The sequence below is a fragment of the Dyadobacter frigoris genome, from assembly GCF_005280585.1.
Classification (GTDB): domain Bacteria; phylum Bacteroidota; class Bacteroidia; order Cytophagales; family Spirosomataceae; genus Dyadobacter; species Dyadobacter frigoris.
In genome coordinates this window covers 64,444-78,800 of sequence record NZ_SZVO01000017.1, presented here as the reverse complement: position 1 = coordinate 78,800, position 14,357 = coordinate 64,444, and the positions used below count along the sequence as shown (strand labels likewise).

4 protein-coding genes are annotated in these 14,357 nt (G+C 46.3%); all 4 read right to left on the bottom strand.

What is annotated here, in order from left to right:
* Positions 1 to 97 precede the first annotated feature (97 nt).
* The 4 genes from FDK13_RS28155 to FDK13_RS28140 all read right to left on the bottom strand — a co-directional run bounded on the left by FDK13_RS28155 (position 98) and on the right by FDK13_RS28140 (position 14,268).
* Entirely contained in the window at positions 98 to 5,920 is a 5,823-nt protein-coding gene (locus FDK13_RS28155) for a cellulose binding domain-containing protein (protein WP_137343364.1), read from the bottom strand.
* Positions 5,921 to 5,966: 46 nt separating this feature from the next.
* Positions 5,967 to 8,756 carry an RICIN domain-containing protein gene (locus FDK13_RS28150; protein ID WP_137343363.1) on the bottom strand — a complete coding sequence of 930 codons (2,790 nt, stop codon included), beginning with the start codon at positions 8,754 to 8,756 and terminating at the stop codon, positions 5,967 to 5,969.
* Between the two features lie 136 nt (positions 8,757 to 8,892).
* A complete protein-coding gene (locus tag FDK13_RS28145) occupies positions 8,893 to 10,629 on the bottom strand; it encodes a RagB/SusD family nutrient uptake outer membrane protein (RefSeq protein WP_137343362.1) in 1,737 nt (578 codons plus the stop codon).
* Between the two features lie 18 nt (positions 10,630 to 10,647).
* A complete protein-coding gene (locus FDK13_RS28140) occupies positions 10,648 to 14,268 on the bottom strand; it encodes a SusC/RagA family TonB-linked outer membrane protein (RefSeq protein ID WP_137343361.1) in 3,621 nt (1,206 codons plus the stop codon).
* Positions 14,269 to 14,357 lie beyond the last annotated feature (89 nt).

Below are 14,357 nucleotides of genomic sequence, written 5' to 3'. Positions count from 1 at the left end.
GCCTCTAAACAATCTCATCTCTGATAGAATAAATCACAGTAGGAAGGTATTTACTTTAAACCCGTCGGATGCCAAAAAACATCCGACGGATAAGAATTTATTGCTTAATCAATTTCACGGTAACAGCTTTTCCCTTACCTGCTATCCGAAGCAAATACAATCCGGCTGCCTGACGGCTTAACTTAAAGGTATGACGTTCCAGATTTGATTTTATTTCCAAATCCTGCTTTATCAACTGTCGGCCATTCATATCGGTTATCGTCATTTGAAGAGACTGGCCGCCGGCCCCCTGTATCTGGGCAATTGCCTGGTCACCGATAACAGGATTTCCAAGGATCGTTACCTGAAAAGGCATTGATTCCGAATCAGCGGTCTCTGCCGACAACCGGGCAGTAGCTGCTGAAGGCTCTGTCCCATAAATGAGTACACCCTGATAATACACCCCAATATGGCCGTTTTCAATAAAGTCCCCTTTTGGTTTGTATGAATAATCATTCACATGATCAAATGCAGACCAATCCGCTTTAGCGATCCGGTACTGGATATTGCCCGTACTGCTTGCCGGATAAAATGCTCCGACAGATTGATTTACCCCCAATTCCAGATAAGTATCTGCACCAGTCAAAATCGGACTAAGTGTAACAAATTGTCCGCTTATATTTGAACTTCCAAGCTTTGCATAATCTGTCCAGTAGTTCAGGTTGGTTATGCCATCTTTGGTAAACCAATAGCGAACTTTAACATCACCATAATTTACAGGTACATTCCCTTCGTTATTGATTTTCAGATAGGTGCTGATCGTGTTTGAACTCACATTCGGGCTTTTATTTTCTGAATAAACTTTGAGCGCGACAACCGGTGCGGTGGCAGCCGGCTCTATTCCCCAAACCAGTATTCCATTGCGATAAAGGGTGATGTGCTCATTCTGAACATAACCGGATGATGCCAGGTAAGAATAATCGTCCGGTTCATTTAGTACAGACCAGTCAGTGTTCGCAAACCTTGACTGGATTTCCCCTGAGTTTCCTTTTACTCCCAGATTACCAGCCGAAACATCAAAGCTGTATGCTACATAACCATAAGCTCCGTTACGCGGCTGACCAAGTGCAACGTATTGTATCTTCACTTTGCTATTGCCTAACTGTGCATAGTCAATCCAGGTATTGATACCGGCGTAATTCTCGGCTGTGAACCAATACCGGGCGGTAAGTTCATTGTAAGCAATTGAAATAGAATCCTCACTAACGATTTTCAGATTCGGCCTGATCACATTGTTAGCCGGTTGATTGTTATCAGCATTCTGGTATAGAATTTTTAGTTTCAGAGGAGTCACCGTTAGAATCTGATTAACAGAAGTCGCCTCAGAAAAAATAGCATTTCCACTCTGAGAAGCTGTAATCGTTGTATTTCCAATGCCAGCAATATGAACCTCTCCATTTATAATTCTGGCAATTGTCGTGTCTGAACTTATGTAACTCACAGGTAAGCCGGAAGTGGCAGTTGCTGTCAGGGGAAAATCTGCATCACCACCGAGTTTTTTCACCAAAGAAATAAATGTAATGTTTTGCGACCGCTTTACCACGGTTAGTGTCTGAGTGACCGGACTGGCTGCCAGATAGTAAAAGTTGCCTTGCTGCTTAGCAGTAATTGTGGTACTGCCTGCTGATAACAGATGAACGGACCCGTTTACAATCTGAGCCACCGTTGTATCAGTACTCTCGTAGGTTACAGGTAAACCCGAACTTGCAGCGGCCCCTAATACAAAGGCAGAATCACCTAAAACTTTGATGGAAAGTGCCGGGAAGACTATGTTCTGGCTTTGCTGAATTGTCGCTAATCTGGTTACCTCGGCTGGGGTAAGCGCACGTCCATAAAGCCGGAATTCGTCCACAGAACCCGCTAAGGCAGGATCGTTCCACTGGGACTTGCCAATCCAATTCTGAGTGGTATTACCCAAGCTGGAGGGTTTCAGTGTAATATTGTTGTTACGTCCAACTTCTGCACCATTTACATACAAGATACCCACGGTACCAGATTGTGTCACCGCCAGGTGCGTCCAAACACCTGTTTGCATCACGGTACTGCAATTAATCTGTTGTTCTCCTGAACCTGTGGTAATTGCGTATCTTAAAGTTCCTGTGCTTCCATTTTTTGGACATAAAAACATGTTCACAGCAGAACCGGAACCAAAATCAAAAACACGGTTCCAATCTTTATTTGCATCTATTTTAACCCAACTCGATATACTAAAATCATCAAGGGTCTTGACTACACCAACCGGCAAGGTTACATATCCGTTTGAACTACCGTCCAGATGCAAACCGTTGTTGAGCACACCAGCCTGCCAGCTTGCTCCAGAGGCAAGGTTTCCATTTCGAATGCCTGCTGAGTCGGCCGCTATGGAGCCACTGGTTTCATCGAAACGCCAATAACTTAATGGTGCAGTAGTTGGTTTAGCTCTAACCTCCGTAGAATTGGAGCTTTCCCCGAGTGTATTTGACGCGGACACCACATAATAGTATACAATACCATTGATAGCAGTTATATCCGCAAATTTAGTCACTGTTACACTATCAATTGTTGTATAAGGACCGCCGGTTACTGTGGCACGCTTGACTTTATACCGGGTCGCACCAGCCGAAGCTGTCCAGTTTAAAGACACCTTATTGCTGGTTGGTTCAGCGCTGAGAGCAGTTGGGGAGGCAGGAGGACCTGCAGCGACAGTCATACCTTGCACTTCTGACGCACTCAGCGCACGACTATAGATACGAAAATCATCGACTTTACCCACAAACATAGGATCAGCCCATTGAGACTTTCCGATCCAGTTCTGAGTGGTATTTCCAAGGCTGGAAGGGTTAAGGCTCATATTACTGTTACGACCAACCTCTATGCCGTTAACATAAAGAATACATACCTGACGGGCCTGTGTCAGGGCCAGATGCGTCCATGTATCCGGCGCGATCACTGTACTGGTTCCAATCGCCTGCTCGCCCGAACCTGTCGTTATCGCGTAACGAACCGTTGAATTGACAGCATTATTTGTCGATAAGAACATATATGACCCTGTTCCCGAGCCAAAATCAAAAACCCGTCCCCATACAGCATTGATATCCAGTTTCACCCAGGCCGATATACTAAAGTCGGTCAAAGAACTTACGATTCCTTTAGGAAGCGTAACGTATCCGTTGGCACTACCGTCAAGGCTGACACCATTATTAATGTAGCCCGGCGAAAAAACCGAACCGGAAGCCAGAACCCCGGGCCCTGAACTCCAGGAATTAAGTGCAGTGCTGCCACTGGTTTCATCAAATTTCCAATATGCTGCCTGTCCTGGTATAGCCTTGACTTCAATAGAATTCAGAGATTCTGCAACTGCGTTGACAGCTGAAATTACGTAATAATAGGTTATCGATGTGGTAACGGTATTATCTACATAGCTGGTTGTCGTGGGACTTGCAATGGCGGTATACGGCCCACTACTGACAGTTGAACGTTTGACATTATAAGATGCTGCACTCAAACTTGGTGACCAATTCAGCTTAATCTGAGAACTTGAAACCGACGAAGCAATCACCTCAGTTGGAACCGGTGCCTGACTTAGTACCGGAGCAATAGCCGCCTCTGCTGAATTCCCCCCTTCGCCTGCGAAGTTGGCTGCTGCAACCACATAGTAGTATGTCGTTCCGTTTTGAAGATTCGTATCGGTATAATTAAGTGCATTGAGCCCGGAAGCAACAGTCGTATAAGGCCCACCGCTTGCCGTCGCCCGTTTTAGCGTGTAACCCGCTGCCCCGCTGACACTCTCCCAGCTTAACGAAACGTTGGTGTTGCCAGCTGTTCCTGTCAAGCCCGTAGGAGCTGCGGGAACAATACCGCTTCCTCCGGAAAGAGTCACTTCTTCGTAGGTAATGTTGGAAAAACTTCCTGCTGCTCCCGCACACACGGACAATCCCACATAGCAGGTGTTGTTCATTTCAACAGTGCTGGTCCCGATAGTTCCCCAGTTGATTCCATCAGTCGATTGGTAGGCGGTAAAGATATTGCCTGTTCGTTGTAACCGGTACCACGGCGAAAAGCTGAATTTATTGCCACCCTGCCAGGTTGTACTTCCCCCTGTGGTGCTTCTGGTTTCAAATCTGGTAAAACGATTACCTAATTCACCCTGATATAATGTGAGCGATTTCGCATTCGGATCGAGCGATTCCCTTATCACAAATCCCGCTTTATCACCACCGGTCCAGGCCCAGTTAGTAACTGCCATATGCGCAGTAATGGTAAAATCACCGGTTGCAACCCCGTAGGTATAAGTAAAGGAATCGGAAGTACCACCCATACCACTTCCCGATCCATTGACGACAAAAGTATTGTTGACGACATTGCTATAACCGGCACTACCAACGGTCGTGGTGCTGCCTATATCTTTGGTTGTCCATCCCGTAGGTAATGACGCCGTTGTCGCAACCGGTTGGGCACTGGCTTCACTGGAGGTACCGCTTGTTCCTGACTGATTGTTGGCCGACACTTTATAGTAATAGGTGGTACCGTTGGTCACGGCCCAATCGGTATAGGTCGTCAGGGTATTATTAGTCCAGGAACCGATGCTGGTATATGGGCCGCCAGCGGTTATTGAACGAAGTATGTTATATCCGTTGGCTACATCTCCACCTGGACCTGTCCACTCCAGATACACTTTCGATGCAGCGGGTTTTGCAACCAAAGCAGTCGGTGTTGCGGGAACCGGATAAGGAAGATAAGGAGAAGCCGCTGCATTCAGCGAATGGGTAAAAGTGCCATATCCAAAAAAGTCAGCATTCTGCCCTTCTGGTCGGGCCAGGTTAGCCATCGCTTTGATGTATGGCGTGCTGAGCCCTTTCACAAGCCCATAGTGATTGTAAAGCATTTCAAAGACCGGGTTATTTGTCAGATATCCCCGTGCATTGTAATAAGAAATACCTAAAAAATTATCCTGATCACAATCATTAACAGGTACCCAGGTAACAGGGTGGTTGAGGTTATATTGGCAATAATATTCAAAGCCAGCCAATAACCGATTGTTACCATAGCTGTACAAATCAAGTCCCTGGTTCCAGGCTGTCTGGCACATCTCTGCCAGACTGGCCGGGCCGATATTGGCATGTACCATGTCGCGTCCCATCTCTGTTATTTGCCCTGATTCAAGTGGAATAGCATTCAGGAGGCTGCCATTACCTACCCCGGTTTTAAAATAGGTAATGGCTTCGTTATACTTGGCTGCATCGTCACAAAACAATCCAATGCCCATAATGGATGATGCGGCAGGAGCATCCCAACTGGCGGGGCGCGAACAAGCGCCAAGAAAATCATGACAGGCAGGGTAAAAATAAGTGAGTGCCATGGTCTTAAACTGAGCAATATCTGCCGGTTTCCAACCCGGATATATTCGCAAAAGCTCTGCCACCTGCATAAAATTGTTGATCGGGAGCTGAAACAATTCACCGCTGGCAACTTGATTTACCGTGGATGACCAGGCATTACAGATCCTGACTGCACATTCTGCGTAAGTCGTATCGCCGGTAACGTACCATCTTATTATATTAAGGTAAGCGGCATGGGCATCCTGTGAAGCCCGTTGGCGGTTTCCTGAACCGCCAATATTGGTGTACGGACCCGCAGTATACGTGTTTTGTGCCTGCCAATCAGTGATCAGGACGTTCCAGGAGTCTATCCAGGGATGCTCGCCCGCAGCCACTTTGGCTTTCATCCGATCCAGGTCGGTCAGGGTATGCAGGCCGCCTGGGTGTACAAAAGTCTGCGCCTGCGCCTGGGTTACTGCACAAAATAGCATCCAAACAAACAGACAGGAGGCACAAAGAAGTCCTTTTGGCCTCTTGTCTGTGGGATGAATGGGAAAAAATAAATAGGATAACCGTTCGCTCATAATCGTTGGATCTGGATGTAAAAGGAATTTATTAAGTTGATTTTTCTTAGTTTCTCAGCAGCTTCTTCGTTATACTTTTTGTCCCATCACTTACTTCTATAAAGTAAATTCCAAAGGAGAGTTTGCCCAGTTTAAGTACATGTTCGGCACCCTTTACCGGCAACGTGGATAACAAGCGGCCATTACTATCCCGAACTGTGATCATAGCCCCTTTCTCAAAATCCTTCCCAAGCCTCACTGTAACCTGGTCTGCTGCCGGATTTGGATAAATAATTACATGACCAGTGCCGACCTCGCCGGTATTTATCTCTGGTGTTACTTCGGTTGCTCCTATTCTGGCAGTAGCAGTGGCAGGAGCCACGATCAGCCATTGTTGGTTGTTTGTCCCGTTATAGCTCCATTGATGCACATTGGCACCATCGGCCGTGGAAATACCGGCTACATCCAGTGCCTTGCCGCTGTGCACAGGTGTTATACGGTAATATCCCCCACCAGTGGATGCAAATGTGAAACGCTGGTTGTTGTTACCACTGTACGACCAGATATCAACGTTAGCACCGTCGGCAGTGGAGTTATTGGCAACATCCAGTGATTTACCGCTGCCCACACCAATGATCTTGTATTGCCCGCCTCCCAGGTGAGTCAGGGTCCACTGCTGGTTGCCGCCGCCGCCGTAGGGCCACTGCTGTACGTTGGCACCATCGGCTGTGGATGCGCCGGATACATCCAATGCTTTGCCACTGTGCCTGGCAATAATTTTATACGTTCCGTCAGGGACTGGCTGGAGAGTGGCTCCGGAAATAGCCACATTTTCATAAGTAACATTTGAAAAACTTCCTGTTGCGCCCGCGCATACTGCCAACCCAACATAGCAGGTACTGTTTATGGCAAGAGTGCTCGTTCCAATAATCTGGTAAGTGATTCCATCAGTCGATTGGTAGGCGGTAAAGATGTTGCCCGATCGTTGCAACCGGTACCACGGCGAAAAGCTGAATTTATTGCCACCCTGAAAAGTTGAAGTTACGCCAGCGGTAGCTCTTGTTAGAAATCCTGTAAAACGGTTACCTAACTCTCCTTGATATACGGTGAGCATTCTTGCTCCCGGATCAAGCGATTCGCGAATCTGAAGTCCCGCCTTATCACCACCGGTCCAGGCCCAATTCGTTACCGCCATATGCGCAGTAATGATAAAATCGCCAGTCACCATCCCGTAGGTATAAGTAAAGGAATCGGAAGTACCACCCATACCACTTCCCGATCCATTGACGACAAAAGTATTATTGACGACATTGCCATAACCGGCACTGCCAACAGTCGTGGTGCTGCCTATATCTTTGGTTGTCCATCCCGTAGGTAACGACACCGTTGTCGCAACCGGTTGGGCACTGGCTTCACCGGAGGTACCGCTGGTTCCTGACTGATTGTTGGCCGACACTTTATAGTAATAGGTAGTACCATTGGTCACGGCCCAGTCGGTATAGGTCGTCAGGGTATTATTAGTCCAGGAACCGATGCTGGTATAGGGGCCACCGGCTGTGGTGGAACGGAGGATGTTGTACCCATTGGCTACATCTCCACCTGGACCTGTCCACTCCAGATACACTTTCGATGCAGCGGGTTTTGCGACCAAAGCAGTCGGTGTTGCGGGAACGGGATAAGGAAGATAAGGAGAAGCCGCTGCATTCAGCGAATGGGTAAAAGTGCCATATCCAAAAAAGTCAGCATTTTGTGTTTCCGGTCTGGCCAGTTGAGCCATAGCTTTAACATATGGCGTGCTGAGCCCTTTCACAACACCATAGTGATTGTAGACCATTTCAAAGGTGGGGTTGTTCGTCAGAAATCCCCGTGCATTGTAGTAAGAAATACCTAGAAAGTTATCATTGTCGCAAGTATTCGTAGGTACCCAGGTAACCGGATGGTTCAGATTATATTGGCAATAATATTCAAAACCTGCTAATAACCGGTTGCTCGAATAGCCGTACAAATCAAGCCCAAAGTTGGTCTGATTCTTGGCTGTCTGGCACATTTCCGCCAGACAGGACAACCCGATATTGGCATGGACCATGTCGCGTCCCATCTCTGTTACTTGCCCCGATGGCTGTGAAACAACCTTTAATATGCTACCATTACCTGCTCCGGTTTTAAAATAGGTAACGGCTTCGTTAAACTTGGCTGCATCATCACAAAACACACCGATGCCCATAATGGATGATGCAAATGGACTGTCCCAACTGGAAGGGAGCCCGCACTGAGCCAGTGAATTATGACAGGCAGGGTAAAAATACGTGAGTGCCATGGTCTTAAATTTAGCAATATCCGCAGCCGCCCAACCCGGGTATGTCCGCAAAAGCTCTGCCGCCTGCATGAAATTGTTGATGGGGAGCTGAAACAATTCACCGCTGGCAACTTGATTTACCGTGTTTGCCCAGGCATTACAGATTCTGACTGCACAATCTGCATAGCTCACATCTCCGGTGACATACCATCGGATCGTATTGAGATAAGCTGCATGGGCATCCTGAGATGCCCGTTGACGATTCCCTGAACCGCCAATATTGGTATAAGGAACCGCCGTATACGTGTTTTGTGCCTGCCAATCAGTGATCATTACGTTCCAGGAATCTATCCAGGGATGCTCTCCCGCGGCCACTTTGGCTTTCATCCGGTTGAGATCGGTCAGGGTATGCAGACCGCCTGGGTGTACAAAAGTCTGCGCCTGGGATGCTGTACACCATAGCAGACAGACTAATAAACAGGAAGCTGAAAGAAGTGTTTTCAGCTTCCTGTTTATGGCATAAACGAAAAAAAAGATATGAAATAACTGTTGAGCATTCATAGAATTTAGATTTAGAAGATATAATAGTTTCCGGTAATGCAAAGGCAAAAAGATCCTAATCAGTCATTTCTGAGGGGAAGCTTTTACCCTCAGAAATGACTGCACTAAATAAATTCGTAAACGTAAAGTGGGTTTATTACCAACCCGGATTTTGCACCAGATTGGGATTAAGTTGCAATTGATTCGTAGGCAGTGGAATCAAATAATTCTTCGCAGAAAATTTTCTTTCAGTAACCGGGTCTGCAATGACATCACCATCAGCAGTTAAAGGTGGTGGACTATCCGGGTATTTCGTTTCGAACTCCGTACCTTTCCAGCGAACACCTAATGACACCTTGGCCAACTCAATGTGAGCGATGTACCAGCGTTTCAAATCGTCCATACGAAAATTTTCTGCCTGTAACTCCACTGTTCTTTCGCGGCGTATTTCCTGTTGCATATCCAAATTGTGGGCCTTGGCCAATGCATTGCTCAACTTGGGCATGGATACATTTACCCGGTTACGGACAAGGTTGAGCGATTTATCCAGATCGACGTCAGAGATGTCTCCGTTACGTTCGAACAATGCTTCGGCATAGTTCAGATACACTTCCGCCAAGCGGATGACAGGATAATCCCAACCTTCCTGGCCATTAGGCACTTGTCTTTCTGCTGACCAATATTGATTGCTATAACCGGTCACATCACCATTCCATGCATTGTGAATGCGTGCAATCGCCAGGTCTGCTGCACTCCAGTCCCAGTTTATATGATAGTTTACAGCATTTTGCCAATAAGGAAGCCCTGGTATCATCATAAAATAACGCATGCGGTGCTCCCTGTTCTTATATTCCGAGGTCAGCGTGGCACGGCTAAATGGCAAAGTGGTTTTATCAATAGGTAAACCATCATTGCACAAGTACATATCGGCCATTACCCGGCTTGCGTCTCCCCCCAATGAGGAGAAAGAAATCTGATTTGGTATTGTTTTGAGCAGGTTGTTAGATTCATAGCGAACACCCAGAATATATTCCTGATTGGAGGACTTAGTGATGCCTGCAGGATTTGATTTCTGGTTTTCCAGAATAAATAAATATTTTAGCGCGGAATCACCTAAAACCGCCGGTTTGAATAGAGAATACTGGTTGCTGGTAATGACTGCATTATTATTGCTGATTGCTTTATCCAGCAAAGCATTATACCTGGTTGCATTTCCGCTCCTGAATTTTTGCCACGTACCCTCATACAAACACACCCTTCCTAAAAAAGCCTCTGCAGCCCCCTTGCTTATCCGTCCTTTGTCAGCAGCAGCGATCTCACTTTCTACTGGCAAATCGGCAATAGCCGCTTCCAGATCCCCGATAATAAAATCAATTGTTTCATCGCGGGTATTACGTGCAGCTTTCAACTCGGCAGATTCGGTGGTTAACACGTCTTTTACCAGAATAACCCCTCCATAAGAAGTAAGCAGTTTATCAAAATAAACATAAGCCCTGAAAAACTTCGCCTCAGCTACAGATATTTTTATTTGATCCGGACTTTTGAAGTCTTTGGCTTTTGCGAGAAGGTAATTGATATTGCGTATCCATTTGTAGGCATTATTATAATTATCATCATTGGACACGATCGTGTTCGTACCTCTGGCAATAGTACCCCTGTCGGGACCTAAATCGGATCCGGTGTGCCCATCTCCATTTCCATTGCCAAATGTGCGCAAATAACCATAAAATGCGCTGGCGGCCAGTTTGAATTCATTGGCGTCTTTCCAGTAGGTAGCATCTGAAACACGGTCCAGCGGCTCCAAATCCAAGGCATTCTTACAACCGGAAGGCACCACAGTGCATACGGCCGCCACGATTATGATGGTCAGGTAGTTGAATAGTTTCTTTTTCATATTTTTAATTTTTTCGGATTAAAATGTAACGTTTACCCCAAAGGTCAACAGGCGATAGAAAGGATAGCGTGTAGACCCTCCAACCCAGGCCTCTACATTTTGTTCAGGATCCCATTTGTCTTGTGATTTAGTAAATTCCCACAGGTCATTTCCTGAAAAATATACCCGCAGCTTTTCAATTTTTGCTTTTCGGGTAACTGTATTTGGAAGCGTGTATCCCAGTACTATATTTTTCAAGCGAACGTAAGCACCGTTTTGCATGGACCAGTCAGATATCTGGTAGTTATAACCACCGTAGCCGCCAAATCCCTTATTTGTTGCTGTGGTTAATATCGGCAATTCCGCATTTATGTTGTCTGGTGTCCAGGTTTTACCCACCCACCAGTTAGCGTGCCCCTGCCAAATGTCGCCAAAAGGCGTACTCCAGTCGGAACGGCGGTAAACAATTCGCTTCCCTACACCTTGGAAAACAGCAGAGAAATCAAAGCCTTTCCACTCCGCACCCATATTGAGACCAAAAACATAGCGGGGATCGCTCCTGCCCAAATAAACCACATCGCCGTCCCCTATTTCTTTGCCATTCGCATCTTTTTGCCCAAGCAAATGCTGGTTGGCACCGGCATTGGTAAGCTTGCCGTCCCCGTTGATATCCTGGTACATGTTGATCCCTTTAATCATTTGTGTGGCACTTGGCATAAAAATACTGCTTCCCGGCACCAGGAGGGCATAATTAACCGCCTGCTCCTCCGTTTGGATACGACCGTCGTATTTCACACCAAAATAAGAATCCAGGGCATAGCCTTCGATATTCTTTTTCCCCGCCGTCACAATGTTTGCACCTCCGTAACTCACCAGCTTGTTGTTATTGTCGGTAAGGGTTCCGTTGATATGGTACGAAACGCTGCCAATTTTATCTCTCCAACCCAAAGATGTTTCCCATCCCCATACTTTCAGATGGCCAATGTTGGCCGTGGGGGCTACTGCACCAAGAACAGCGGAGTATGTTTGGGGCAACAGCATATTCTTGTTTTGTTTCCAGAAATAATCGAAACTACCTGTTAACCTATGTTTGAGCACGGCAAAATCAACCCCGATATTGGAGTTCCGGATGGTTTCCCAGGTCCGGTTTGTACTTACGAGCGTATCGGAAGGCGCAGCAGTCACAGACCTGGAAGTATAGCCACCCAATACGGCACCTGTGTTACTAAGATTCGTCAGCTGGATGTAATCATAAAGACCAATCCCGGTTTGGTTCCCTACCGTACCAATCGACCCACGAAGTTTCAATTCATCCAGGGCATGGACGTTTTGCATAAAACTTTCCTGCGTTATCCGCCAGCCTGCCGATAGACCTGAGTAGAATTTCCATCGATTGGCTGCGTCAAATTTGGAGGAGCCGTCATACCGGGCATTGGCTTCGAACAGGTATTTGTCCTTATATGCATAATTAAAACGACCAAAGGCAGAAGCAATAGCCCAATGGTTACGCACTTCCAGGTTCGTACGGGTCGTATTATCACCCAAACTAAGGCCCAAGGAAGGAACATCATTGCTAGCCAGATAACCGGTTCGGGTTGAGAAATAATTAAATTCATCCTTCTCAAAATTACCTCCCGCCAGCACACCGATGCTATGATCATGTGCCAGTACTTTTTTGTACTCCAAAAAGGCATTGGTATTGAAATAAGTATCTTTTTTTAGGGAGCGCTCGTATCCGGACTGGGATTGAGATGGATTGGCCTGGTATTGATAGGTTTCGGTATAATTATAGATATTCGAAATGTATTTGTACTGGTTCTGCCCATCGGTCGCTGCCCAGTTGTAACCAGCCTGTGCTATCAGGTTCAGATCCTTGGCGATGTTGAATTGCAATTTCGTGTTAACAAAAACCCGGTTGTTCATCGTTTTATTTTCTCCGCCCAATTTGAGCAGCCAGTTACGGGCTGGCTGTGTACCCCAGGCATACGGATTGCCGTTAATAGTAGCCACCGGGAATCCTGGCTGAGAACCGAAGTTTATTTCCCCTTGCCGGCTGGGAACAACTACATCATTTTTCTCCAAAGAGATATTGGTTTCCAGTTTAAACCGGGGCGAAAAGGTATAATCAAAGGCCAGACGGGTATTGTAACGTTTGCTGGAGTTCTGACCCCATTGGAGCATACTGCCGTCATTGAGGTAACCGAAAGATAACCGGTAACCCAGGTTTTCGGTCCGGGCAGCCAGGCTTAAGTCGTGTTGGTTAGAGACAGCCCTGCCTTTACCCCATAAAATATCAATCGGATTGGTATCAAAAAAAGTATAGTCTTTTACATCGGTAAAACCTATGGTTTCGCCACCGGCAATGTATTCCGGGGTATTTTTATCAATGTATCCGCTGGCGGGTCTGTTGATCCAGGCCCTCGCGTATTTCGTCCAGATCCAGTTTTCATCCGGTATACCGCCCGTGGAAGCATTTGATATGGCTTCCAACATGTACTTCCCGTATTGATCACCGTTTAAAAAGGATGGTTTCAAACCCATTCTTTTCTGAGATACCGAGCCATTGTATTGGATGGTAGCTTTACCGGATTTAGCTCTTTTGGTAGTGATTAACACTACACCACCGGCAGCACGGGCACCGTAAATAGCGGCAGAAGCATCTTTCAAAAAAGAGATATTATCAATATCCTGCGGGTTAATGGAGTTCAGGGCGTTTGAATTGACAAGAGGAATCCCATCCACGATGACCAGAGGTTCAGAACCGTTGACAGAAGCCGCTCCTCTGATTTGAAAATTCCAACCTTCTTGTCCGGGTGCCGCCGAATTACGGGTAACAATCACACCGGCTACCTGCCCCTGCAGGGTCGCCAGCGGATTCGATACCACCCCGCGATCCTGGAATACCTTTGAGTCTACCGAAGAAATGGCCCCCGTTAAAGTTGCCTTTTTCTGCTCTCCATATCCTACCACAACTACTTCTTCCAGCGCTTTGTTGTCCACCAGAAGTGTTACATCAATTTTTGACCTGCTATTTACCAGTATTTGCTGAGAAGTAAATCCAACAAACGAAAATATCAAAACAGCATTATCGACAGGTACAACCAGCGAATATTTACCATTGGCATCGGTAGTAGTTCCGGTTGTAGTTCCTTTAATCGTAATGTTAACACCAGGTAATTTTTCTCCGTTTTCTGCCACAACCTGCCCCGAGACAGATTTTTCGATAACAGTAGCTATATAGTCGGATGAATGAGATGCGTCCATTTCCTGAGCACCGGTTTTTATCGGAGCTTGTTCCTGGTCGGCCTCTTTATTCAGAATGATAAAATTATCTGAAACGGAATATGCTATACGTAAAGGTACCAGCAATCTTTCAAGTATAACTTCCAATCTTTCGTTTTTGGCAGTAATACTTACCTTTCGGTTATTAACCAAACTTGCAACGTACGAAAAACGGACCTTGCTAGATTTTGATATTTGATTCAATACACTTTTAAGTTCTGCGCTTTCGGCTTCTATACTTACCTTACGGTTGAGCATTTCCTGGGCATGGCCGGTCCTTGCGTAAGTAATGCCCGCCATCAACAGTATCAACACAAACGGGACGCTGATTTTCATAATTAAATGGACACAATCGTGCCTCGTAATTCTTTTTTTCATAATTTGACATTGGTTTTTGAACTTATAGAGATAAAACCCTCCCCTGGCTCTTTTTCATAAAGAGTTTCATTTAGGCGTGAGATGGGGAG